Origin of the sequence: Neoakkermansia glycaniphila, assembly GCF_900097105.1 — a bacterium.
Lineage (GTDB): Bacteria > Verrucomicrobiota > Verrucomicrobiia > Verrucomicrobiales > Akkermansiaceae > Akkermansia > Akkermansia glycaniphila.
This window is the reverse complement of record NZ_LT629973.1, coordinates 1,871,550-1,895,197: the sequence shown is the minus strand read 5'-3', so window position 1 is coordinate 1,895,197 and position 23,648 is coordinate 1,871,550. Positions and strand designations below refer to the sequence as shown.

The 23,648-nt window shown below is 58.7% G+C and carries 25 protein-coding genes and 1 tRNA gene; 12 read left to right on the top strand and 14 right to left on the bottom strand.

Translation table 11 applies throughout. The features are described from left to right. Nucleotides 1-337 precede the first annotated feature (337 nt). Nucleotides 338-1,432, top strand: a complete 1,095-nt coding sequence (locus tag PYTT_RS07890; protein ID WP_067774409.1) for a hypothetical protein — start codon at nucleotides 338-340, stop codon at nucleotides 1,430-1,432. A 63-nt stretch (nucleotides 1,433-1,495) separates the two neighbouring features. On the opposite strand, the gene PYTT_RS07885 is transcribed toward PYTT_RS07890, so the two are convergent. The 6 genes from PYTT_RS07885 to PYTT_RS07860 all read right to left on the bottom strand — a co-directional run bounded on the left by PYTT_RS07885 (nucleotide 1,496) and on the right by PYTT_RS07860 (nucleotide 5,357). Beyond that, nucleotides 1,496-2,218 carry a hypothetical protein gene (locus PYTT_RS07885; RefSeq protein ID WP_071133381.1) on the bottom strand — a complete coding sequence of 241 codons (723 nt, stop codon included), beginning with the start codon at nucleotides 2,216-2,218 and terminating at the stop codon, nucleotides 1,496-1,498. Nucleotides 2,219-2,274: 56 nt separating this feature from the next. Further along, complete coding sequence (locus PYTT_RS07880; RefSeq protein ID WP_067774417.1) at nucleotides 2,275-2,997, bottom strand: hypothetical protein; 723 nt, start codon at nucleotides 2,995-2,997, stop codon at nucleotides 2,275-2,277. Nucleotides 2,998-3,286: 289 nt separating this feature from the next. Beyond that, complete coding sequence (locus PYTT_RS07875) at nucleotides 3,287-3,511, bottom strand: hypothetical protein (protein WP_067774420.1); 225 nt, start codon at nucleotides 3,509-3,511, stop codon at nucleotides 3,287-3,289. Continuing rightward, nucleotides 3,511-3,861, bottom strand: coding sequence for a hypothetical protein (locus tag PYTT_RS07870; protein WP_067774423.1), 351 nt, complete (start codon nucleotides 3,859-3,861; stop codon nucleotides 3,511-3,513). The genes PYTT_RS07875 and PYTT_RS07870 overlap by 1 nt, the downstream gene beginning before the upstream one ends. 83 nt (nucleotides 3,862-3,944) lie before the next feature. Next, nucleotides 3,945-4,019: transfer RNA gene (locus tag PYTT_RS07865), tRNA-Arg, on the bottom strand. 6 nt (nucleotides 4,020-4,025) lie between these two features. Continuing rightward, on the bottom strand, nucleotides 4,026-5,357 hold the full coding sequence (locus PYTT_RS07860) for a UDP-glucose dehydrogenase family protein (RefSeq protein WP_067774425.1): 1,332 nt from the start codon (nucleotides 5,355-5,357) through the stop codon (nucleotides 4,026-4,028). A 234-nt stretch (nucleotides 5,358-5,591) separates the two neighbouring features. Between PYTT_RS07860 and PYTT_RS07855 the strand changes: the two genes are divergently transcribed. From PYTT_RS07855 to hemC, 6 genes are all read left to right on the top strand, one after another. Further along, nucleotides 5,592-6,239: a TraR/DksA family transcriptional regulator gene (locus tag PYTT_RS07855; protein WP_067774427.1), complete on the top strand. Its 648-nt coding sequence runs from the start codon at nucleotides 5,592-5,594 to the stop codon at nucleotides 6,237-6,239. Nucleotides 6,240-6,277: 38 nt separating this feature from the next. Then, on the top strand, nucleotides 6,278-6,451 hold the full coding sequence (gene rpmG, locus PYTT_RS07850) for a 50S ribosomal protein L33 (RefSeq protein WP_067774429.1): 174 nt from the start codon (nucleotides 6,278-6,280) through the stop codon (nucleotides 6,449-6,451). An 87-nt stretch (nucleotides 6,452-6,538) separates the two neighbouring features. Beyond that, complete coding sequence (gene rpsR, locus PYTT_RS07845; RefSeq protein WP_067774515.1) at nucleotides 6,539-6,724, top strand: 30S ribosomal protein S18; 186 nt, start codon at nucleotides 6,539-6,541, stop codon at nucleotides 6,722-6,724. Between the two features lie 94 nt (nucleotides 6,725-6,818). Next, nucleotides 6,819-7,622 carry a GTP cyclohydrolase FolE2 gene (gene folE2, locus PYTT_RS07840; RefSeq protein ID WP_067774431.1) on the top strand — a complete coding sequence of 268 codons (804 nt, stop codon included), beginning with the start codon at nucleotides 6,819-6,821 and terminating at the stop codon, nucleotides 7,620-7,622. A gap of 5 nt (nucleotides 7,623-7,627) precedes the next feature. Continuing rightward, nucleotides 7,628-8,662, top strand: coding sequence for a glutamyl-tRNA reductase (gene hemA, locus PYTT_RS07835; protein WP_245741022.1), 1,035 nt, complete (start codon nucleotides 7,628-7,630; stop codon nucleotides 8,660-8,662). Beyond that, nucleotides 8,659-9,591 carry a hydroxymethylbilane synthase gene (gene hemC / locus PYTT_RS07830; protein WP_067774440.1) on the top strand — a complete coding sequence of 311 codons (933 nt, stop codon included), beginning with the start codon at nucleotides 8,659-8,661 and terminating at the stop codon, nucleotides 9,589-9,591. The genes hemA and hemC overlap by 4 nt, the downstream gene beginning before the upstream one ends. 15 nt (nucleotides 9,592-9,606) lie before the next feature. On the opposite strand, the gene PYTT_RS07825 is transcribed toward hemC, so the two are convergent. From PYTT_RS07825 to fabF, 4 genes are all read right to left on the bottom strand, one after another. After that, nucleotides 9,607-10,212, bottom strand: coding sequence for a sirohydrochlorin chelatase (locus PYTT_RS07825; protein ID WP_172801789.1), 606 nt, complete (start codon nucleotides 10,210-10,212; stop codon nucleotides 9,607-9,609). A 153-nt stretch (nucleotides 10,213-10,365) separates the two neighbouring features. Continuing rightward, complete coding sequence (gene recR / locus PYTT_RS07820) at nucleotides 10,366-11,028, bottom strand: recombination mediator RecR (RefSeq protein WP_245741021.1); 663 nt, start codon at nucleotides 11,026-11,028, stop codon at nucleotides 10,366-10,368. Further along, nucleotides 10,964-11,458 (bottom strand): hypothetical protein, encoded by a 495-nt coding sequence (locus PYTT_RS07815; RefSeq protein ID WP_067774453.1) that lies wholly within the window; start codon nucleotides 11,456-11,458, stop codon nucleotides 10,964-10,966. The genes recR and PYTT_RS07815 overlap by 65 nt, the downstream gene beginning before the upstream one ends. Nucleotides 11,459-11,520: 62 nt before the next feature. Continuing rightward, nucleotides 11,521-12,774 carry a beta-ketoacyl-ACP synthase II gene (fabF, locus tag PYTT_RS07810; RefSeq protein ID WP_067774456.1) on the bottom strand — a complete coding sequence of 418 codons (1,254 nt, stop codon included), beginning with the start codon at nucleotides 12,772-12,774 and terminating at the stop codon, nucleotides 11,521-11,523. Nucleotides 12,775-13,107: 333 nt separating this feature from the next. On the opposite strand from fabF, the gene PYTT_RS07805 reads away from it, so the two are divergent. Beyond that, nucleotides 13,108-14,394 (top strand): ArsB/NhaD family transporter, encoded by a 1,287-nt coding sequence (locus PYTT_RS07805; protein WP_067774519.1) that lies wholly within the window; start codon nucleotides 13,108-13,110, stop codon nucleotides 14,392-14,394. 40 nt (nucleotides 14,395-14,434) lie between these two features. Here the strand turns inward: PYTT_RS07805 and PYTT_RS07800 are convergent, their stop codons facing one another. The 4 genes from PYTT_RS07800 to PYTT_RS07785 all read right to left on the bottom strand — a co-directional run bounded on the left by PYTT_RS07800 (nucleotide 14,435) and on the right by PYTT_RS07785 (nucleotide 19,118). Then, nucleotides 14,435-14,653, bottom strand: coding sequence for a hypothetical protein (locus PYTT_RS07800; protein WP_141675762.1), 219 nt, complete (start codon nucleotides 14,651-14,653; stop codon nucleotides 14,435-14,437). 76 nt (nucleotides 14,654-14,729) lie between these two features. Next, nucleotides 14,730-15,797 (bottom strand): hypothetical protein, encoded by a 1,068-nt coding sequence (locus PYTT_RS07795; protein WP_141675763.1) that lies wholly within the window; start codon nucleotides 15,795-15,797, stop codon nucleotides 14,730-14,732. A gap of 89 nt (nucleotides 15,798-15,886) precedes the next feature. Beyond that, on the bottom strand, nucleotides 15,887-16,375 hold the full coding sequence (locus tag PYTT_RS07790; protein WP_141675764.1) for a MauE/DoxX family redox-associated membrane protein: 489 nt from the start codon (nucleotides 16,373-16,375) through the stop codon (nucleotides 15,887-15,889). A 49-nt stretch (nucleotides 16,376-16,424) separates the two neighbouring features. Then, the gene (locus PYTT_RS07785; protein WP_197677896.1) at nucleotides 16,425-19,118 is read right to left on the bottom strand and encodes a glycoside hydrolase family 2 TIM barrel-domain containing protein; all 2,694 of its coding nucleotides are present in this window, start codon (nucleotides 19,116-19,118) and stop codon (nucleotides 16,425-16,427) included. 381 nt (nucleotides 19,119-19,499) lie between these two features. Here PYTT_RS07785 and PYTT_RS07780 point away from each other — a divergent pair, with 381 nt between their 5' ends. From PYTT_RS07780 to PYTT_RS07765, 4 genes are all read left to right on the top strand, one after another. Further along, nucleotides 19,500-20,522, top strand: a complete 1,023-nt coding sequence (locus PYTT_RS07780) for a rod shape-determining protein (RefSeq protein ID WP_067774467.1) — start codon at nucleotides 19,500-19,502, stop codon at nucleotides 20,520-20,522. Between the two features lie 151 nt (nucleotides 20,523-20,673). Then, complete coding sequence (locus PYTT_RS07775) at nucleotides 20,674-22,269, top strand: Rne/Rng family ribonuclease (protein ID WP_067774470.1); 1,596 nt, start codon at nucleotides 20,674-20,676, stop codon at nucleotides 22,267-22,269. 3 nt (nucleotides 22,270-22,272) lie between these two features. Beyond that, on the top strand, nucleotides 22,273-22,977 hold the full coding sequence (locus tag PYTT_RS07770; RefSeq protein ID WP_067774481.1) for an MBL fold metallo-hydrolase: 705 nt from the start codon (nucleotides 22,273-22,275) through the stop codon (nucleotides 22,975-22,977). Between the two features lie 98 nt (nucleotides 22,978-23,075). After that, nucleotides 23,076-23,642: a nucleotide exchange factor GrpE gene (locus PYTT_RS07765; RefSeq protein ID WP_067774490.1), complete on the top strand. Its 567-nt coding sequence runs from the start codon at nucleotides 23,076-23,078 to the stop codon at nucleotides 23,640-23,642. The last annotated feature ends 6 nt before the right edge of the window (nucleotides 23,643-23,648 follow it).

Here is a 23,648-nt window from a genome sequence, read left to right as displayed (position 1 = left end):
CAAACGCATGCATCCATCGGAATATAGCCCATCCGCCACACCACCGTCAAGCGCCTTCATCCGAAGCCTCGTGCACCCCAGCTTTATTTGCCATCCAGCAAGGGCTCCGGCTCGACAAGCTCGCACCGCTTCCTCCTCCGGAATGGTGAACACGGCACATACCCGCGACAGAAACAACCGGAAACTCCTCTCGCACATACGATCTGGGTAAAACTCAAAAAACAGGCATCAATGCCCCAGTGAATGAATTCTTTGCCAAAACAGCAAAACCAGTAAATAATCACACCGTCTTTTTGATACTTTTTCAGAAAACAATTTCACCATACCAATCAAAATTATGTCAAACGATACAACAATCATACCCGACGGCAGCAACATGCAAGACATATTTGTCCCTTACGCTGTTCGCCATCAATTTACGGAAGCCGTCAACACCGACGAAACCTCCATCCCTTCCAACCCCTCCTTTTCCAGACACGAATGGGGCGCCTGCAAATACGAATGGACAGGCTACATATACATTGCCGAGACTGTGCAGAATGCCAACATTCAGATTGGTGCCGACGATCTGGGAGAATTTTCCATTGACGCATTTCCCGATAAAAAGGCTACAGTCGATCGGCCCAACCCCGGCCCTGCCGGTGGTGGGCAGTATTACATGGGCTCCGCCGTTGAACTCGGCATCATGTACAAGGGGTATTACCGGGTCAAAATATCCTACACGAACATCGAATACACGGCATCGCGCAATGCGGCGCGATGCGAAGTATGCCTCAATGGCTCCCGAGTCAAATTCGGCGCACTGAGAGCAGTCAATTTAATGCCCAAAGACAAAGCGGAAGCTATCAAAAAAGGCTATACGGGCTCCTACATACCTGCTGAACAGATTGAGCAAAATCCTGCATCGGATCCGCGCGGACCGGTGGATTATATCGGAGCTCCGGGCAGAGAAAACTTCTGGGGAAAATTCAACCTACCTGAAGCAGCCTATCAAAAAGCACTGGCCGATGAACCCTGCGCCTCTCGCCTCAGCGTGGCGCTTAATCGCGCAGGATACCGCATCGGCGCTTACATGATCAATGGCAACCAGGTTTCCGACAACATGCAAACCATCGGGAGCGACCTGATTGTCCTAAATCCTGAAGCGCCTTCAGACACGCCCGATGCATCATGGGGAAAACATATCCTTAAGAGTGCAGCCAACATGAAAAGATTCCTTCGCGAGAAAATTGCCTGTACTGCCCCGGATTATTATGAAGGGGGAGCGCAATACGACAGCTATGAGCAAGACAAAATGGGCGATATCGTCATCTTTGCTAGCGGTGGACATGCCGGACTTACTGTAGATGGGAACCTCCATGTTGCTGCGAGCATGCCAAAAGGCGATGTCTGGGTACTCCATCGGGAATGTTGGGACGAACCCCGGAAATAGAATACATACCCTCAACAAAACTCGCTGCCGCACATGCCGGTAGCGAGTTTATGGCAACAACCGTTACCTTCCCAGCAGAAGCCTGGCATGCACACTCTCTTCCACGATGCTGGCGGGACAAACCTTGATGAAACGTTCCATATCCGCGGTGTAAAATTTTGCAGGGCGTTCCCTGAGGTGGTCCAGCTTACGGTACACGTAAATGCCTCCTTCCTTCTTCACCTCCTCGCGCTCCATCAGAAGATACACGAGAACCCCAGGCTCTGAAACGGTCTTCTCCTGAATCTTGTTGGCGACAAAATCCTTCGGGGTGTACGATGTACCGGGCGGCGTTTCGTCGGTCTCCTGTATCACTTCAATAATGCTCCCCACCGGGATATTCCCTCGAAGCGATTGTACGACGCGACCTCTTGTATGCAGATCCCAGCGCAATGTACGTCTTCCTTTCTTCTCATTATATAAAGGCACATACTTCGACTCGAAATAGCAGGCCAGCACCAGCTCATCAGTCCGCTGCAACCGCTGGGAAAGCATGAGTTCTCCCGTATCTCCCTGTATTTCACCTTCTTTCCAAAGAGGCGGCCCGCCTTCTCCGACCAGCGGCACGGCAACATCCAGTTTCTTCCATTTCGCAGCAGGTAAAATACGATCCTCCTGAGATTGTGCATTTTCCTCCTTCGCAGCCGTAGCCGCGGACTCTGCCGCCCATGCAGGCGCGGCCAAAAGCATCCACGCGATCATTACTTTCGGCATTTGCCGGATCAATGCTGTAGAGATCGATTTCATATTTTTATTTCTGTGTTATACTGCACATGTCGGCAGTGTGTTGATTGAAAGAACCGTCACCTTCCCGGCAGAAGCCTGGCATGCACGCTCTCTTCCACGATGCTGGCGGGACGAACCTTGATGAAACGTCCAAGATCTTCGGTGTAAAATTTTGCAGGGCGTTCCGTCAGGTAATCCAACTTACGATACACGTAAATGCCTCCTTCCTTCTTCACCTCCTCGCGCTCCATCAGAAGATACACGAGAACCCCAGGCTCTGAAACGGTCTTCTCCTGAACCTTGTTGGCGACAAAATCCTTTCGGGTGTACGATGTGCCGGGCGGCGTTTCTTCTGTCGCCTGTATCACTTCAATGATGCTCCCCACCGGGATTTTTCCGCGAAGAGCCTGCACAACGCGACCTCTTGAATGGATTCTCCATCGCCATGTAAATTTTCCATTTCGAGCATTGTATTGCGGCACATACTTCGACTCGAAATAGCAGACCAGCAGCAGCTCATCGGCCCGCTGCAACCGCTGGGAAAGCATGAGCTCTCCCGTATCTTCCTGTATTTCACCTTCTTTCCAAAGAGGCGGCCCACCTTCTCCGACCAGAGGCACGGCAACATCCAGCTTTTTCCACGGAGCCGACGGGAAAATACGCTCCTCCGGAGATTTCGCTTTCTCCGCCTTCGCAGCCGTAGCCGCGGAATCGTCCGCCCACGCAGCCCCTGCCAAAAGCATCCCTGCGATCATGCCTTTCGGTATTAGTCTGGTAAAGGTTAAAAATATCAATTCCATATTTTATTTAATATTAATAAAAATAGCCTATTTTTCAATAAAATTAAATAACTTAATCTTGACGCATCGTCAAAACAATGGAATCACAGAGGAATTCCACAGAAAAATGAACCTCATTCAGGGCAGGCGTACGGGTATCTCAACTTTGAAAACTACCGTCTGCGTATACTGGCCGAATGCGGGGCATTTAATCGATGCTTCTTTCTCCAAAATTTCTCTTCCCACCGATTTTGATGTTGACCCCAAACCGGTACAAGACCACCACATCAAGGAAACAAATGCATCACGGTCAAACGCCTTCATCCTGTGCATCCCGAATCACGGCATCATCCACTACCCAGCAAGGGCACCGGCTCGGATAACACACGCCGACCGGCCGCAAATCGAAAGAAACCAGCGACTCCTCCACACACAGAACCCTCTCCCCCTGAAACTCGCGGTAAAGCACCGTCCGCCTCCATACTCCCGGCTCCGGCTCGACAAGCTCGCACCGCTCTTTCTTGAACACAACCATCAGCGCTCCTCATACAGCATGCGTTGAACCTCCTCCGGCACATCCTCCCCCCGCATACGCCGCTCCACATATTCCTGCACGATGCATACCGCTTCCTCCTCCGAGATAGTCAGCACGGCACATCCCCACGGCAGAAACCAGCCGCACTCCTCAAACCAGAACCACTTTTTCAACTCTCGCGGCTCATCGTCGCCGGACACGACGCGAAACTCATCCCGCGCATACAGCCTCGGATAAATACGCGCCTTCTCCCCATCCAGCCAAAGCTCCAGCTTCAACCACTCCCGCTGGCCGGAATCCAGCGCAGGCATCAGAAAATACTCACCCAAAAGCTTCAACGGCCTATCCATATTCGATGCAGATCAAAACTCTTCCCCACGTCACGCAAACGCCCTGCAACAATCCGATCAACCACCTTTCCGTCAGGAAGCAGTGGTAGGCCCGGCGGGAATCGAACCCACACCGTCGGTATCGGAAACCGATGTTCTATCCATTGAACTACGAGCCCTTTATATTACTGTTTTTTCTCAGGGTAAACGGATGCGCGTCCGATCGAGTGGTACTCGAACCCGGCATGCACCGCATTGGCCGGATGGAGTAGATTGCGGCCGTCGAAAATAATCGGCAGATGCATCAGCTCCTTGAGTTTCACCAGATCGGCATTGGCAAATTCTTTCCATTCCGTTGCGATAATCAGCACCTCCGCGCCGCGGGCGCATTCGTACATATCGTCGCAGATGGTCACGGGCGCATCGCCCAGCACGCGGGCAGCCGTCTCGTTGGCCTTCGGATCGAAGGCGGACACGATGGCCTTTTCCTCGCACAGGCGGCGGCAAAGGTTCACAGCCACGGACTCGCGCACGTCGTCCGTATTCTCCTTGAAGGCAAGCCCCCAGACGGCGATCCGCTTATCGCGCAGAATCCACAGCTTCTCGCGCAGGCGGTTCATGAAGCGGTCGAGCTGCGTCTGGTTGATGCGCTCCACCTCTTTCAAGAGGGTAAACGGCACGCCCAGATCGTCGCTGATGTGGATGAAAGCCTTCACATCCTTCGGGAAGCAGGAACCGCCATAACCCAGCCCTGCGGCAAGGAAGTGGGGCGAAATACGCTTGTCCATCCCGATGCCTCGGGCGACGAGTTCGACATCGCCTCCGCTGCGTTCGCAAATGGCGGAAACGGCGTTGATATAGGAAATCTTGAGAGCCAGGAAAGAATTGGCCGCATGCTTGATCAGCTCGGCAGAACTGAGATCCGTCTCCACGATCGGCGCATGGAACATCTGGTACACGCGCTTCATCATATCCATCGCGCGCTGGGAATCGGCGCCGATCACGATGCGGTCGGGATTCAGCAAATCCTGCACAGCGCATCCTTCACGGAGGAATTCGGGATTCGACACGATATCGAAATCCACCCCGGCGGGTGCGTAGCGCTTGATCGTCTGCATCACCTTGCTGCCCGTGCAGACGGGTACGGTGGACTTGTCCACAATGATGCGGTAGCCGAGTTCCGGAGTCAGGCACAGGGCAATCTCATGGGAAACCTTTTCGATAAAGGAAAGATCCACGGAACCGTCCGGCTGGGGAGGAGTCGGCACCGCAATGAAAATAATATCGCTATTCTCGACCCCCTCGCGAATGCTGGTCGTAAAACGAAGCCTCCCGGCATTCACGTTCTTCGTCACCAGCTCCTCAAGCTCGGGTTCGTAAATCGGAATCTCGCCGCGCAGCAGGGCTTCCACCTTCTCCCGGTTATTATCCACGCAAACGACTTCGTGCCCTACTTCGGAGAAGCAGGTGCCTGTGGTCAAGCCTACATAGCCGGTGCCGATAATGGATAACTTCATAGTGCGCGCAGATAAATAGAGAGAGGTCGCCCCAGAGACTGCCACATTTCCGTCCTCTTGACAAGCGCTAACTTTCACTCCTATTTTTTTGTGCCAAAAAAAATAAGACACACGAAACATCATTTCACCTTGAACATTTTCGTCATTTTTGGTACGTACTACAGTGTCGTCCACAGCGGTGACTCCGTCGTTTCCCGATCAAAACCATCCATATACCTACCATCCTTCCTTACCATGGCCACACCCAAAAACACACCGTCCACGGCCCGGAAGCCTGCCGCATCCGCCAAGAACACACAGCCGGCCGCGCCGAAAACAGCTCCCGCCAAGGATAACAGCGTCGTCTCGGCAGCCGAGGAAAAAGAGCGCAGACGGAAAATCCGAGAAGCCCAAGCTATCCTCAAAGCAGACCGCACCTGGAAAAAATTCCTCGCCCAGCAGGAAGACGAACTCATGCGCCTGCGCGATGAAATCCTTCCTACCGTCACGGAAACGACCCGCTCCACCCTCCGCTCGGGAGACTCCGCCGCCGCATCCGCCAATGGACAGCACACCGCAGACGCCGGCTCCGAAGCCGAATACCGCGACCTCACCCTGAACCTCCTCGCCAAAGACCGCGAAACCCTCTACGAAATCGATGCCGCACTGGAGCGCATCCGCCTCGGCACCTACGGCATCTGCGAAATGTCCCTCGAGCTCATCCCCAAAGGCAGACTCGAAGTACGGCCGTACTGCCGCCTCACCGTCAAATGCCAGGAAGAATACGAAAAGAAACACGGCACCGCCGCCCGTTTTCGGCCTCAGGATTCCCGCCTCGTCGGCTACGCGGGAGTACAAAATGATGTCGAATCTACAGTTTCTCTTGACGATGACGCCGAATAGTGTATACTCTGCCCCCGCACATTCATCAATACGCAATTATGCCCAGAGATATCATCATCCTCGAATGCACCGAAGCGAAGGCTGAAGGCAAGCCCACGTCCCGCTACGTCACGACTCGCAACAAGAAGAGCCTGCGCACGCCCGGCCGCCTTGAGAAGGTCAAATTCAACCCCTTCCTCAAGCGCCGCACTCTGCATCGCGAAATGCGCTAATCGCTCAACTGCAACTCACCAAGCAATATGATCAACGAATTCAAGAGCGTCCAACGCCGCATCCGTTTCCGTACGTGCAATAAGACGATGCTTCGTCGTCGCCTCGACATCCCGAAGGATGCCGTGGACATGCTGAACCCGGAATTCCTCTCCAAATTCACCTCCGAAACGGGCAAGATTCTTCCCCGTCGCGTGACCGGCGTCTCCGCGAAAATGCATCGCAAGATCACTCGCGAAATCCGCCGCGCCCGTGCCGTCAATCTCCTTCCTTAAGAAAACTTAAGGGAATTTTCGGCAGGTTGCTGACTTTTTTCGGGAGTTTGTCCAACGAGGGCAAACTCCCGTTTCCATCCATCCGACAGGTGCCATGAAAGAACTCAAGGATACGCAGAACGAACGCGATACCCGGCAGGTATCCATTGACAGAGTCGGCGTCAAAGGCCTGAAATACCCCATTGTCGTACGCGACAAGGAGCATCGCCGCCAATCCACCGTAGCGACCATCTCGCTGGCGGTCGACCTGCCCGAAGAGTTCAAAGGCACCCACATGAGCCGCTTCGTCGAAGTCCTTCAGGACCACAAGCGGCATCTGGACGTACACTCCGCCGTCCAGCTTCCCGGCAAACTGCTGGAACGCCTGCAAGCCAAGCGGGCCCATGTCGAAATCGAATTCCCCTTCTTCCGCAGCAAGGCGGCACCCGTCACCGGCATGGAAGGCATGATGGACTACGGCGTCTCCTTCGTCATCGACGAACGTCTGGGTGAACCTGTGGACTTCCTTCTCACCGTCACCGTACCCGTCACCACACTCTGCCCCTGCTCCAAGGCCATGAGCGAACGCGGCGCGCACAACCAGCGCGGCATCGTCACCTACTCGGTCCGCTTCACCTCCGGCCCAGTCTGGATCGAAGACCTCATCGACCTCATCGAAGCATGCGCGAGCTGCCCCGTATACAGCCTGCTCAAAAGGCCGGATGAAAAATGGGTCACGGACAAGGCATACGACAACCCCGTCTTCGTCGAAGACCTCGTGCGCAACATCGCCATCCGTACCGAATCGTACAACGCCTTCAGCTGGTACCGGGTCGAGGCCGAAAACTTCGAATCCATTCACAACCATCAGGCATACGCCGTCATCGAGCGCACGCTGGGCGATCAAAAGAAGGACTAGAACCCATGCTGGACATGCTCTGCCTCGGGCTGAACCACCGCTCGGCGCCCGTCTCCATCCGCGAAAAATTCTCCGTCCCCCGCACGGCCCTTGCCGAAGCGGGTGCCAAACTCAGGGAAATCCCCTTCGTGGACGAATGTGTCCTCCTCTCCACCTGCAACCGCGTGGAAGTCTACTTCTGGTCGAAACAGCCACGGGAATCCGCCCACCTCATACTCCACTACTTCCTCGGCAGCGCAGCCGACCGTGTGGACCTCGAATCCCACTTCTACCTCAAACACGGAGAAAACGCCCTGCGCCACCTCTGCCGCGTCGTCAGCGGACTTGACTCCATGGTCGTCGGAGAAACGGAAATCTTCGGCCAGGTCAAGGATGCCTACCGCACCGCCCTTGAAGCCCGGCTCACCAGCGGCCGCTCCAACCGCATCTTCCAGCGCGCCTTCACCCTCGGCAAATACGTCCGCAGCAACAGCAGAATCACCGTCGGCCCCACCTCCGTCGGCGCGGCCTCCGTCCAGATGGCGGAAAACATCCTGGGCAACCTCTCGGGCGCCGGCGTCCTCATCGTCGGCGCGGGAGACGTCAGCCGAGTCACCGCGCAGGCCCTCAAATCGCGCGGCGCGGAAAGCATCTTCGTCGCCAACCGCTCCTTCGACCGCGCCCTCGAACTTGCGCAAAGCATCGGCGGCAAAGCCATCCGCTTCGACGAATGGATACCCTTCCTCGAAACGATCGACATCGTCATCGTCTCCACCGCCGCCCCCCACTACATCATCACCCCTTCCCTCATCCAGCCCATTCAGGAACGCCGCGGGCAGCGCCCCCACTTCCTGATCGACCTCTCCGTACCGCGCAACATCGACCCCGTATGCGCCGATGTGGACGGAGTACACGTCTACGACATCGACACCATGAGCCAGCTGGCGAACGAAACCCGCAAGAACCGGGAAAAAGAGATTGCCAACTGCGAACTGATGATCGATACTTGGATCCACGAAAACCGCAACGACCTGATCGAATCCCTCCACCATCGTCCATGAGCACCACCCTCACCATCGGAACCCGCGGCAGCGAACTGGCCCTGCGCCAGACGGAACTCGTCGAAGAACAGCTTTCCTCCACATCCCCCGGCCTCTCCCTGAACCGCCGGATCATCCGCACCCTGGGCGACGAACGGACGGATGTCCCCCTGCCCGCCGTCGCCGCAGCCAGCGGAATCATCGACAAAGGAGTCTTCATCAAGGAAATCGAACAGGCTCTGGCCGAAGGAACCATCGACTGCGCCGTCCACAGCCTCAAAGACATGCCCGGCGAACTCGACCCCCGCTTCGAACTCGCCGCCGTCCTGCCCCGCGCGGACATCCACGACGCACTCATCCTCAAACAGGGGTGCGACATCAACAGCCTTTGCCTCGGCACGAGCAGCGTCCGCCGCATCGAACTCGCCAAAGCCTACTGGGGCGGCACCGCACGCTGCCGCGACCTGCGGGGCAACGTACCCACCCGCCTGCGCAAACTGGCCGCCGATCCCGAGCTGGACGGCATCATCATCGCCCGCGCCGGACTGACTCGCCTCGGCTACACCTCTCCCACCTTCACCATCGACGGCGCCACCCTCACCGTCCACGACCTCCCGCGGGACTCCTTCCCGCCCGCCGTCGGCCAGGGCATCATCGCCATCGAAGTACGCAAGGGCGACCGCCGCGTCCTCGACATCCTCGCCCCGCTCAACCATGCCGACACGATGACCTGCGCCCGCACCGAACGCGAATTCCTCCGCCTCCTCGGTGCTGACTGCTCCACCCCCGTCGGAGCCTATGCCCGCATCGTCGAACAAACCATCGTCCTGCGCGTCCTTCACATCTCACCCCATGGCATCCCCCGGCGCATCGTCGCCCGCGGCCCGCAAAACGACCCCGAAAGCGTAGCCGCCCTCGCCATCAAACTCCTTGCCGACCTGCGGCATTAAAAAAGGGCTCTCCCCTCACACGCGCCAAACCTCCGGCAGCGGCAGAACATCCCCTGCCAGCCTCCGGCGCAGCAAAACGCCGATCGGCGGCAACACCTCGAACTCGCAACCGAGCGCAGCCCCCAGCGCACTGCCGGGCATACTCTCCCGCGCGTGCATCCCATTCGCCATCAAATAGGGCAGCACCGCGATCCTCCTTGCGCCCAACCCGGAAACCACATCCGCAGCGGATGGTTCACCGTCAAAACAGGCCACAGTACCCTCCGGCCGCTCGCCGAATCGCGCCGCCGCCACATCGAGCAGACGCCCCAGCACCAACTCGGGCTCAGGAGGCAACCCGAACGAAGAACGGTTCCCATGGGCCATCAGCAGCAGCGCATCGCCCGGCCTCATGCGCTCCACCACCGCATCCGCCACCATACGGGCCAAAAACGGATCGCCGCCCAGCACAGGGCGAATCACGAAAGACGGAACTTCTCCGACAGACTCATAGGCATGAGCCAAAGCCCTCGGCAAATTCTCCCGCACAATCCATCCGCTCTGCAAAAACCACGGCAGCACGACCACTGGAACATCGGCCGGAGGCAAACCGTCCAGCATCTGCAGAACGCTTCTGCGCATGAATGCGCGGTAAATCCTGTGTGGCCCGTCCTCCGCGGCCACAGCGGTGCACGGGCATAAATCCCGCTCCCACAGCAGATCATCGCCCCCGTGAGCCACCATCAAAAAGCTGCATGCCTTGCGGCGCGCCGAACCGGCATGCCCTGCGTCCATTCAAAGAACCCCCTTTCTTCCCTCCATCGCCCGCATCAGCGTCACCGCATCCGCATGGCCAAGCCCCGCTCCCGCAGGCATCCCCTGCGCCAGCCGAGTCACCGTACAGGGCAGCAACGCAAGCGTCTCCGCCAGATACAAGGCCGTCGCCTCACCCTCCACATCGCTCCCCATCGCCAGAATCACCTCGCAGCCGGACGTCTCATGCACGCGGCGCAACAAAGGCTCCACGGAAAGATCTTCGGGCATCGTCCCATCCAGCGGAGACAGCTTGCCCCCGAGGCAATGGTACAGCCCCCGGTACACGCCGCACCGCTCCACGGGCAGCACATCCGTCGGCTGCTCCACCACGCAGAACATACGCCGGTCACGCTCGGGATCGGCACAGGCGGCGCACCGCTGCCCTTCCAAGCTAAAAAAACCGCACTCCGGGCAGCGCCCGGCGGAATCCGCGGCGGCAACCAGAGCGGAAGCCAGCTCCCTCCCCGTACTCCTGCCGCCTTGCAGCAACCACAGCGCAAGACGCTCCGCCCCACGGCTGCCAATGCCCGGCAGCTTCTTCAGGGAAGCGATCAGCTCCTGCACAGGTTGCGGATAATCAAGAGCCTTCATCCTCTTTCTTCCCTTCTTCGGCAAGCGCATCCGCCGCGTGGGCGGAAGCATGGATACCGGGAGAAAACAGCGCGCCCAACCCGCCCACGGCCACAGCCGTCACGGAACTCAGCACATTGAAATAAACATCCCACAGCACGCCGACCATACAGGTGAGAGCCAGCACGCTCAGCATCCCGGCCCAGACGCACAGCCGCCGCAGGCGCGAAGGCTCGCGCAGCATCACGACCACAGTATAGAAAACCAGCAGCAAAGCCACCGTGAACGCAACTCCCGGCGACATCACCGGGGCATTCATCGCGGAAGGCTCCAAATAAAACGGATTGCCGGTAAACAGACATCCCAACCCCTCCGTCCACTCGGCGAACACACCCAGCCCGAACAGCGTGCAGACGGCCACCATGCCGAGGCAACTCCAGACGGCCCACCAGAAAAGAAGGGCGTCATGGCGTTTCGCATGGGCTGGAGAATGGCGGAACATGGAATTATCCCGGGAAACAGTGCAGCCACCTCACACTGGGCAAAGTGGCTGCAAAAAATGCGTCAGGCCTCGAAGCGCTTGACGATGATCGACGAATTGTGTCCGCCGAAACCGAAGGAATTGCTCAAAGCGACATCCACCCTGGCCTCGCGGGCCACATTCGGCACCACATCAAGATCGCACTCGGGATCCTGATTGTCCACATTGATCGTGGGCGGAATCACACCGTCCTGAATCGCCATGATACAGGCAGCCAGTTCGATGCCGCCGGCCGCTCCGAGAAGATGGCCCGTCATGGACTTCGTGGAGCTGACGGCAAGGCCGTTCTTCGCGTAATCGCCGAACGTGCGCTTGATCGCCTTCGTTTCGCACACATCGCCCAGCTGGGTGGACGTGCCGTGCGTATTGATGTAATCCACATCTTCAGGCTTCATGCCAGCATGGTCGAGAGCCATCTGCATGCAGCGGCTCGCGCCTTCGCCTTCGGGAAGGGGGGAGGTCAGGTGGTAGGCATCCGCGCTGAGGCCGTAGCCGACGATTTCCGCATAAATGCGCGCGCCGCGCGCCTGGGCGTGCTCAAGCGTCTCAAGCACCACGATGCCGCAGCCTTCACCCATCACGAAACCGTCGCGATCCACATCGTAGGGGCGGGAGGCGCGTTCGGGTTCATCATTGCGGGTACTGAGAGCCTTCATATTGGCGAAACCTGCAAGACCGATCGGAAGAATGGTCGCTTCGGCACCGCCGCAAATCATCACGTCGGCATCGCCGAACTTCATGATGCGCCATGCTTCACCGATGGAATGGTTCGAAGTGGCGCACGCGGTGGAAATGCTCATGTTCGGGCCGCCGAGGCCGTACTCGATGGAAACGAGGCCTGCGCCCATATTCGTGATCATGTACGGGATCAGGAAGGGAGACACGCGGCGGGGTCCGCCCTTGAACAGCTTCTCGGCTTCTTCGGAATGGATGCCGAGACCGCCGATACCGCTGCCGATCATCACGCCGATGCGGGTCTTGTCTTCCGCATCGAGATCGAGCTTGGCATCTTCCATCGCCATCGCGGCTCCGGCCAGCGCAAACGCTTCAAAACGGTCGACGCGGCGAGCATCGCGGGGATTCTTCTTGAAATAGGGAGTGGGATCGAAATCTTTCACTTCACCGGCAAACTTCACGGGATAGTCCGTCGTATCCATCAGCGTGATGGGTGCGATCCCGCTGCGTCCGGCCTTCATGGCTTCCCATGTGGACTGGAGGTCGTTGCCGAGCGGGGAGAGGACACCAATGCCTGTAATTACAATTCTACGGTCATTCATAAATGATCTGGGTGCAGGTCATCATAAGGCCATGCCCCGGTGAAGTCAAGTACCATTTCAGCCCCCGCCGGCAGCAGCCGGCCACCATCCGCCAGCCCCCTGTACAGGATCGTACCGGATGCACAACAAAAAACCATCATCCATTGCCATACAGCACAATATGCCGAACAACACCCAAACAGGCAGAATATCGCCTCAATCGGCGACATGCCCCAAAGCCATCTTGACACCCCCGCCGCTTCCTGCTAGGAATAACGCGCTTGCATGCTCTGCCGGGGCTGGGCCTTCCTCTTCCTCCCAACACGGCACCCCGTGCTCAACGCTTCGTTGTTTATGGACTTCACTGCCTGGCTGGCCATTGCCATTTTTATCGGCTCATACGCACTGATCGTATCGGAACGCATTCACCGCACCATCGCCGCCATGTTTGGAGGCATGCTGATGGTCATCACGGGCATCCTCTCGCAGGACCAGGCATTAAGTGCCATCGACTTCAACACCCTCGGCCTGCTCGTCGGCATGATGATCATCGTCTACGTACTCGGGCAGACCGGATTCTTCAACTATCTGGCCATCAAAGCCGCCCATCTGGCGAAGGGCAACCCCCTCTGGCTCCTCATCCTGCTGGCGACCCTCACCGCCGTCTGCTCCGCCTTTCTGGACAACGTCACCACCGTCCTGCTCACGGTACCCGTCATGTTCAAAATGACAAGCCAGCTCCATGTCAACCCGCGCCCCTTCCTCATCTCCCAGATCATGGCCTCGAACATCGGCGGCACGGCCACCCTCATCGGCGACCCGCCGAACATCATGATCGGCAGCAAAGTGCCCGGACTGGACTTCATGGCCTTTATCACCAACCTGGGCGGCATCTGCACACTCATCTTCATCGCCACCATCCTCATTCTCGCACTGATCTACCGGAAAGACCTCCAAACAACGCAGGCCCTCAAGGAACGAGTCATGCAGCTCAACGCCCGCAAAGCCATCAAACGGCACGCCCTGCTGCGCCGCTGCCTCTTCGTACTCGCCATGACGCTCACCCTCTTCACCCTGCACGGCTCGCTGCACCTGCAATCCGGCACCGTCGCCCTCTGGGGGGCCACCTTCCTCATGCTCCTCACGCTGGCGGACAAGCCCCGCATCCTCAACCGCGCCTTCGGCCACCTCGAATGGACTGCCATCTTCTTCTTCATCGGCCTCTTCATGCTCGTCGGCGGGCTGGAACACTGCGGCGTCATCAACATGCTCGCCACCGAAGCCATGGCCGTCACCCAGGGAGACACCACCTCCAGCACCATGATGATCCTGAGCATGAGCGCCCTACTCTCCGCCTTCGTCGACAACATCCCCTTCGTCGCCACCATGATCCCCCTCATCAAGGACATGGGAACCATGGGCATGGCCAACCTCGAACCGCTCTGGTGGGCGCTCGCCCTCGGAGCCTGCCTCGGGGGCAACGGCACCATCATCGGCGCGAGCGCCAACGTCGTCGCCCTCAGCATGGCCTCGCAACGGGGCCTCAAAGTCAGCTTCATCGAATACCTCAAAATCGCCTTCCCCCTGATGCTCCTCTCCATCGTCATGGCGGGCATCTACCTCTACTTCCGCTACCTCTGATCCCACTGCACTCCGCCCGGTCCACACAACCGAACGCCCTTCACCGGCACACCTTCATCCAGCCGAGCCTCCCGCATTGAGGACAACGGCGGAGCAGAAACTTCGCCCCGCAAGCATACTTGCGGAAACCGTACTTGCCGAACGGCTCGTCGAATGTACACCGGCGGCAGCGCAGCCGCCAGCCCGGAGCGCGCTTCTCCCAACGCTCGGCATCCGGCAACTCCGCATCGCCCCGTGCGCCGCCGAATAAAAAGGCCATGAAACCCATACAGCCATTCTAACGGGTTTCCGGACGAAAGCAACGGAAAACCGCACCCACCGCCATCACATGATTACTACTGTTCCTTCTCCGAACGGTAGTGCCAGCTCCCCGTCTCGGAAGCATACGGAAACCGATGCCGATGAACACCCTTCTCATCCTTCAGCAGAAACTCCAACCAATCTTCGGCAAAAACAAGACTGCTGCCGACATCTTCCTCATCACGGCCCATCGTATTGGCATACCGGGTGCAGACCCTGTACACGGCAATATGTTCGTACTGCTCCGGCGCTGATCGGCGAAACACATACAACTCCCATGAAACCGCTCCGGAAAAATTGCAGTGATACATCACCGCATACTCTTCGTCCGGACTCATCACGACCGGCCAGCCATATTCATCCTTGATGGACTTCCAATCCACCTTCCACCGAAAAAGAGGCCGGGCATCTCCGCTTCGGCTTCCATTCACTGGCACATAGTCCCAATCACGCTTCCTGGAAAAGTGCTCATGATACCACAGGAGGGCCGCATCCATCTGCTCCTTGCGTGACATCCCCTCCGCCATCACATCGGGAAACGCCCTCTGAAAGGCTTGATAAACACGGCCGGCCACTTCCGGCTTCGTTGCCTTTTGCCATACGTCATACAGCAGCTGAATCTTGTAAGCCTTTCCCATCCTCTCCTCGATCCATTTGCCTTCTACCGACGAACGGAACCGATGCACCAGCAATCGACCCGACCATTCATCCCCCTGCCCCATACTCCATCTCAAGGCAAGATCGTACCGGTAATCCACGGCGAACTCGCTTCTTCCCCTCCCTTCATCCTCGTCGGCGAGAATGGCAGTGAACCACTCCTCCTCCCTGCCCGGGGCAAAACGGTACGCCTCCTCCCACATACGGAGAAGCTGCAGCTGCTCATCCGTCGCCAGCCGCACATCGGGAATCATCTTCTCCAACTGCTGCAGCCGGCTCTCGACCAGCGCATGCAGCGCCTCCTTCTCTTCATCCGAAAAAGGTTTCTGCACCGCCGACAAGGCAACATATTCCTCATCCCCGGACGGCATCGGAAACGGAGCGAGCTCCTCCTGCGCCCGCAACACTGGCAGCAGACAACATAAAGCAACAACAAAAGCTTTCATAGGTAAAGGGTAAAGAAAAAACGGTGGAGGAAACATATCCTCCACCGCCATTCTGCTCCCGCCGCATGAAAATGCAAGTGGAAAAACGCTCACACCTCGCTAAAATCGTAACGCTTGTACTGCCAAGGCGTCTGCCGGTTCCGGCCGGAATCCCACAGCAGCACAATCATCGCAGAAAGGAACAGCAGTCGCAGCGCGATCTCCGTCGGATAATCCGAAATACTATGCTCCTGCACAAAACAGTGGCAGCTCAACTCCAGCCCGCGCGCCCACGCCTGCGAAAGCAGAATCACATACACGCTCGTCATCAGCACACCCAGCCACGCCGCCCCCCGGTACATCCACCGGAACAGCAGACAGGCGCCCACGACAATCTCCATGGCTAGCCCGATGCCGGCCACAGGATAATCCGCCCAGGAGGGCAACACATCGAACCGCACGAGATCGGCCTCCATCGCATTCACATGCACGATGCCCATCATACGCAGCACAAGCCCCCAGCCCGCCAGCACGGCCACCTTCAGCAGCCCTTCCAGCAGGAAAAAGGCGCCGATCCCCACGCGGAGGACCAGCATCATGATATTGATCGTCTTCGAGCGCTCCATCTTCTTCCGGAAACCGTATGCGTTACTTATTCCTGGCGTTGCCTTCGAAATCCGCCTGATCGCGCTCCACTTCCTTATTGCGCAGCTTGTTCAGCTCGTGCGTCACCGTCTCAAGCTTCTTCTCCAGCTCCTTCACTCGGGCGGAATCGGCACCATCGGTTGCACGCTCGCCATCCTTGCCGGGAACGTACTGCTCCTTGAACAGGCGCCTGCCAGCATCGGGCTTCACATCGAACGTCACGGAACCCGACTTCGGCGTCTGCGTACCGCGGTGCTTCAGCGAGGCATTCACCGTCACCTTGCCGGGCTCCGTACCCATGCGAACAAGCACGGGAGCCGTACCCCACTGGATACGCTTCGGATTAAGCTGCTGCTCTTCCCCGCCCACAATCGAAGCAGGACCCTGCACATCGAACACGATCTCCTCGTTATTCAAACGCTTCACTGAACCGTTGGCATCCACCATGCTGGCGACCACCACGGCCACGGACGAACCGTCTGCCACAAGCTCCGTCTTCGTATCCAGCTCCAGCTTGAGATGGTCCGGTCTGCGGGAAGGAGCCACCTCGTGGCGGCAAACCACCTGCCCGTTCACCAGACCCTCGGCCACGATCCTGTCCTTGCCCTCCTGCCCATTGCGGGTCATCTGCTTGCTCTTCTGGAAATCCCACACATCCTTGAACACGGCGGGAGGATGCGGCAGGCCGCGCCCCGTATTCTTCGTCGGCTGCGTCACGGCGGGCTTATCCTGCACCGTCAGCCGCACCTCGTCGCAATTGGAAAACACCGTCACATCCTTCGGAGAAAACGGCGTCATCGAATGGGCCACATAAACCATCGGCCCTTGCTCGACAGGCCTCTGCGACATGAACGCATAATAGGAAAGCTTCGGCTGGCGGAACGCATCCAGAATACCGCCGTAAAACGTATCGGGATGATAGCCGCGCTGATGATCGAACGGATGCCAGAGAGTCCCCCCGAAATGGTAATCCGGAGCGCGGTACAGAGTATCCCAGCAGGTATAGGCATAATCGGGATTCAGGTAATGCTTCGCCTGCACCAGCATCGGCACCTCGCCCCACGCGCGGGACACGCGCGATGATGAATTGTGGGACGACCACGAATCCACATTATCGCCGAACTCGCGCGTAAAATACGCACGATCGGGAGACTGCGTCTTCGACGAAATGGCGAACTTCTCTTCGGAAATCTCGGGATGCGAATACAGCACCTCGTAATGCTCATGGCCCTGGGAAATCGAATCGCACCCCGTATAGCAACCGGGCACGGGATACTCCTCATGTGTCGCATCGTGTGCGCGCTTCGCAAAATCGGCCGGGAAATTCGTCTCATTGAGAATCGGCTCCCACATCAACACGCTCGGATGATTGCGGTCGCGGCGCACCATATTGCGGATATTCTCATACACGCGGCCTTCGAACGGCCCCTTGCCCCAGAACTGCCAGCCCGGAGTCGCCACGATCACGAACAGCCCGAGCCGGTCACAGGCATCCATGAATGCCGGATCCATCGGATAATGGGCGCAACGGATCACCCTCATACCCGCCTTGCGCAACTTCAACGCATCCATCCACTGCAAATTGTTCGGCACGGCATTGCCCAGCACCGCGAAATCCTGATGCCTGTTGCCGCCGATCAACTTCTCGGGGAACTTCTCGCCGTTCACAAACAAACCTTCCTTGGAAATCTCCACTGTGCGGATACCCACATCAAGCTGCATTGCATCCACCTCCTCCGCCTTGCCTCCAGCCTTGCGGAACACGCCGACATCCAGCTTCGTCAGGCTCGGCCGGTCGGGAGACCACAGCGACTCCTTCGTCACAGGCACATCCAGCATCACCTCAAGCTGCTTAGCCTCACCCGGCTTCAGCACCAGCGGCAGCACCTTCGACACACCCTTCGCATCAGGCATGGAAACCTTCACCTCCCCGGCAAACTCCTTGTCGGACTCATTGCGCACATGCACCTTCACCCCGCATTCCGCCACACCCTTCGCCAGATCGATCTTCTGAGTCCAGAAAAACAACCCTCCTCCGGCCACGACATTCTCCTCATTCGCATCCGTAATATGCACCTTGTCCGAACCGATCAAATACACATCGCGGTAAATCCCGCCGAAATAGCAGAAATCAAGCACATCCTGCGGCTTGCCGGGCGCATACGTCGGATCGTCCGAATTATCGGCACGCACGGCGATCACATTCGGCTTGCCGCACTCCAGAAAATCCGTCACATTCAGCACGATCGGCTGATAGCCGCCGAAATGGTCCGCCACCTTCCTCCCGTTCACCCACACGGAACTCTTCCCCATCACGCCCTCGAAATACAGCGTCATACGCTTCCCCTGAAGACCCGCAGGCACATCCACATGCTTTCGGTACCAGGCCGGGCCGCGGTAATTCTTGCCGCCGCTCGCCTCCTCGGGCAGCAGCTCCAGCCCGTGGGGCACATTCACCACCTCCCAGCCGGAATCGTCGAACGACTTCCCGTCCGCGCCCTGCACATCCCCCTGATGGTAACGCCAGCCGACATTCATCGAAAAACCGTCGCGCACCCCGCCGGGCAGAGCCCCGGCCATCGTGGAAACCGTCTGCACGGCCGGAAGCTCCGTACCGGAAGAATCTCCGGCAGGCATACCGGATGCAGCAGCCGCACAAACTGTGGCACAGGCGGATAAAATATGGATAAGCTTCATACAAGGAATATATACCGGATCGTGTGGAAAAATCTTTCAACCTTCGGAACAAACCACCCCCGAAGACCCACAGCATACCATTCCCGTTGTGCAAATCAAGCACATTCCTCCCGCCTCCGCCACCGAACCGGACACCACGCGCGCACCTGCGCGACACGCGCAACAAACCCTCATAAATCAACACCTCAAGACCTACTTTTGAATTGACACTCCATGCGAAATTGCCTAGTATTCGCGCGAGGAGCGTGTAGAGACCGAATTTGTTCTTCCGGATAGCCTACGGTCCACCCATCGCATCCCGTGAAAAGGAACGACGGACCGCCAACATCCGGCTCTCCCCGCCAACCTCGCCCACTCTTAACCTTTTTCACAAACGAACACATGTTCTCCCTCTTGAAAAAATTTTCCGGGCTCTTCTCGTATGACATCGGGATAGACCTCGGGACAGCCAATACCCTGGTGTACATCAAAGACCAGGGTATCGTCCTCCGCGAGCCCTCCGTCGTCGCCATGAAAGGCGACAAAGTCAAGGCCGTGGGCGACGAAGCCAAGCGCATGCTCGGCCGCACCCCCGGCGACGTCGTCGCCATCCGCCCGATCAAGGACGGCGTCATCGCCGACTTCAACGTCACCGAAGAAATGCTGCGCCACTTCATCACGAAAGTATCGTCCATGAAGCGCCTCCGCAGGCCGCGCATCCTCATCGCCATCCCCTCCGGCATCACCGAAGTCGAACGAAGGGCCGTCGAAGACTCCGCCTACCAGGCGGGCGCGCGCACCGTACGCCTCATCAAGGAACCCATGGCCGCCGCAATCGGCGTAGGCCTCCCCGTGGACGACGCCGCGGGCAACATGATCGTCGACATCGGCGGCGGCACAACCGAAGTCGCCATCATCTCGCTGGGAGGCATCGTCTACAGCCGCTCCGAACGCTGCGCAGGCGACGCCCTCGACGAATCCATCATCCACCACATGCAGACCGTGCACAACCTCCTCATCGGCGAACGCACCGCCGAAGAAATCAAGGTACGCATCGGCTCCGCCCATCCCCTTCCCAAGGAATTGCAGATGGAAGTCAAGGGACGCGACCGCGGGTCCGGCCTTCCCAAGACAGTCACCATCCGCTCCGAGGAAATCCGCGAAGCACTCAGCGAAAAACTCAACACCATCGTCAACGCCGTACGCCACACCCTCGACCGCTGCCCGCCCGAACTGGCGGCCGACCTCGTCGACCGTGGCATCGTCGTCGCCGGTGGCGGAGCGCTGCTCCGCGGCATCGACCAATTGATCCATGCGGAAACCCACCTTCCCATCCACATCGCCGAGGACCCCCTCAGCGCCGTGGCCGAAGGCACGGGCAAATCTCTGCAGGAACGCGAAACCGTCTTCCAGGAAGAAGACTGAACCGGATCACCCCCACCCGATCAGGGCCCTCCGACTCCACCCACTGCGGAAAGCCGCCCGGCCCCGGGAACCACGCCGGAACCCAGCTCGCAACCTGCGCCCTGCACCCCCGGCGTCTGGCACACCACCATTCACACCATTGTTTTGTAAAATGTTCAACAAACTGAAGCGCGCCTTCGGATTCGGCACATGCGATCCGAAGGAAGGCACCACCATCGTCATCAACTCCGAAAAGCTTGAGCGCCGCGTCGCCCTGCTCGAAAACGGAATCCTCGAAGAATACAACATCGAACGCGAAGGCCACGACAACATCGTCGGCGGCATCTTCAAAGGCCGCGTCAAAAACATCGAACCCGGCCTCAAAGCCATGTTCGTAGACATCGGCTACGAAAAAAACGCCTTCCTCCACTTCTGGGATGCCCTGCCCGCCGCCCTCGACTCCAGCCTCGAAGAAATCGAACGCGAAGGCCGCCCGAAAAAACAGCAGCGCAAAATCACCTCCAAAGACATCCCCGAAATCTACCCCATCGGCTCGGAAATCATGGTTCAGGTCACCAAAGGCCCCATCAGCTCCAAAGGCCCCCGAGTCACCACCAACATCTCCCTCGCCGGACGCTACATCGTCCTCATGCCCTACACCGACCAGTTCGGCATCTCGCGTAAAATCGACGACCCCAAGGAACGCCAGCGCCTCCGCCAGATCGTCCAGAAACTCAACGTCCCCGAAGGCATGGGCATCATCATGCGCACCGTCGCCCAGGGCCAGCGCTTCCGCCACTTCGTCCGCGACCTCGCCATGCTCCTCGAACAATGGCGCGCCGTCGAAGAAAAACGCGACTCCCGCCCCGCCCCCGTCAGCGTCTACCGCGAACCCGACCTCATCGAACGCACCGCCCGCGACTTCCTCACCGACAACGTCGACAACATCATCTGCGACAACCTCGAAACCACCCAGATGATGCAGGACATCGCCGGGAAAATCTCCCGCCGCTCCAAAAGGCACATCCAGCACTTCCAGACGCGCAACCCCATCTTCGAAGAACTCGGCATCCAGAAGCAGATCAACGAAGCCTTCCAGCGGCAGGTCCTCCTCCCCTGCGGCGGCTACCTCGTCATCGACGAAACCGAAGCCCTCATCGCCATCGACGTCAACACCGGCCGCAACAAAGGCTCCAAAGACCTCGACAAAACCATCCTCGAAACCAACCTCGAATCCGCCCGCGAAATCGCCCGCCAGCTCCGCCTGCGCAACATCGGCGGCCTCGTCGTCGTCGACTTCATCGACATGCGCCACCGCAAAGACCAGCTCTCCGTCTATAAAATGATGAAAGACTGCCTCAAACGCGACAAAGCCAAAACGCAGGTCCTCCAAATCTCCCCCATCGGCCTCATGGAAATGACCCGCCAGCGCCTCAACGAAAGCCTGCGCGACTACGTCAACGACCACTGCCCCTACTGCCACGGCCGCGGGCGCATCAAATCAGTCGTCACCATGAGCGTCGAAATCCAGCGGCAAATCCATGCCACGCTCAAAAAATACAGCGACACCGTCGGCGACCTCGTCGTCGTCGTCAACAGCGAAGTCCTCTCCCGCTTCAAAAACGAAGACGCGGCTCTCCTCATGGAACTCGAACGCCAGTGCAACGGGCGACTCCTCTTCCGCAGCGACCCCTCCATCCACCGGGAAGCCTTCGCCATCCTCGACGCGAGGAACGACAGCAAACCGCTCTACCAGGTCAACATGTAACCCATGCCACTGGAAGACGACCAACAAGACATCATCAAGAAAGCCCTCGCCAACCGGGGGCTTTCCCTTGCCGACCTCCCGGAAAACCCGCAGGCGCTCGACGCCTACCTCCGGCAGCAGCTCGGCATCTCTCCGGAAGCCTGGCGCCGCATCCCGGCCTACGAACCCGCCGCTGCCCTCCCGCCCGGCCTCGACCGCCACGAAGCGCCCTACCCCTACGGCACCGTCAACATCTGGACGATCGACACCCCGCAGGGCCTCATCGTCGTAGACACCGGATGCACCCCGGCCGACCTCCGCGCCGCCATCGGCAACCGCACCGTCCTCGCCATCCTCATCACCCATGAACACGGCGACCACATCGGCGGCCTTGCCTCCGGCTGGCAGCAATCCCCCGTCTACGGCATCGGCAGCGCAGAACCTCCCGCCTCGCTCGGCGGCTGGGACCTCCGCACCGTCAGCCTCGCGGGCCACACCCCTCGCGCGCGCGGATACATACTCCAGCAGGGGAACGACACCCTCCTCTTCACCGGAGACGCCCTCTTCGCCGGATCCATCGGCAAAACACCCGGCGGCGAAACTCCCGCCGCCCTCGACCGCATCCGCACAGCACTTGCAGCCCTCCCGGAAAACGCCGTCATCTGCCCCGGCCACGGCCCTGCCACCACAACCGGGCAAGAACTGAAAAACAACCCCTTCCTCGCCTGAGCTCCAAAGGCAACCGCCTCCGGCCACGGCAACGGGCATGACTAACCATGCCGCACCATGCAGTTGACGCGCACCAACCGACAAACTATCATCAGGCCATGACCAAAAACAAGCATAAACACCCTGAAGAAGACCTTCCTCAGAACCCGGAAGAAACCGCAGCAGCGGACACACCGGAACCCGAAACCGCCGTCGACCCGGCAGCCGCCGCAGCCGAAGAACTCCAGAAATGGCGCGACACCGCCCTGCGTACCGCAGCCGAATACGACAACTACCGCAAACGCACCGTCAAGGACCGCGAAGAATTCGCCCGCTACGCCAACCAGGGCCTCCTCGAAGAACTCCTCCCCATCCTCGACAACTTCGCCATGGGCATGCAAATGGCCAGCGACGACACCAAATCCATGATCTACATCGGCATGAACATGGTACAGAAACAACTCGCCGACTTCCTCCAGAACCAGGGAGTCGAACTCATCCCCGTCGAAATCGGACAGCCCTTCGACCACAACCTGCAGGAAGCCATCCAGAGCGAAGAATCCGACCAGCCCGAAGGCACCATCCTCCGCATCATCCGCCCCGGCTACACACTCAAAGGCCGCCTGCTCCGCCCGGCCAACGTCGTCGTGGCGCAACGCGCCGCCGACCCGGCGCCTGAAGCCTGATCCACC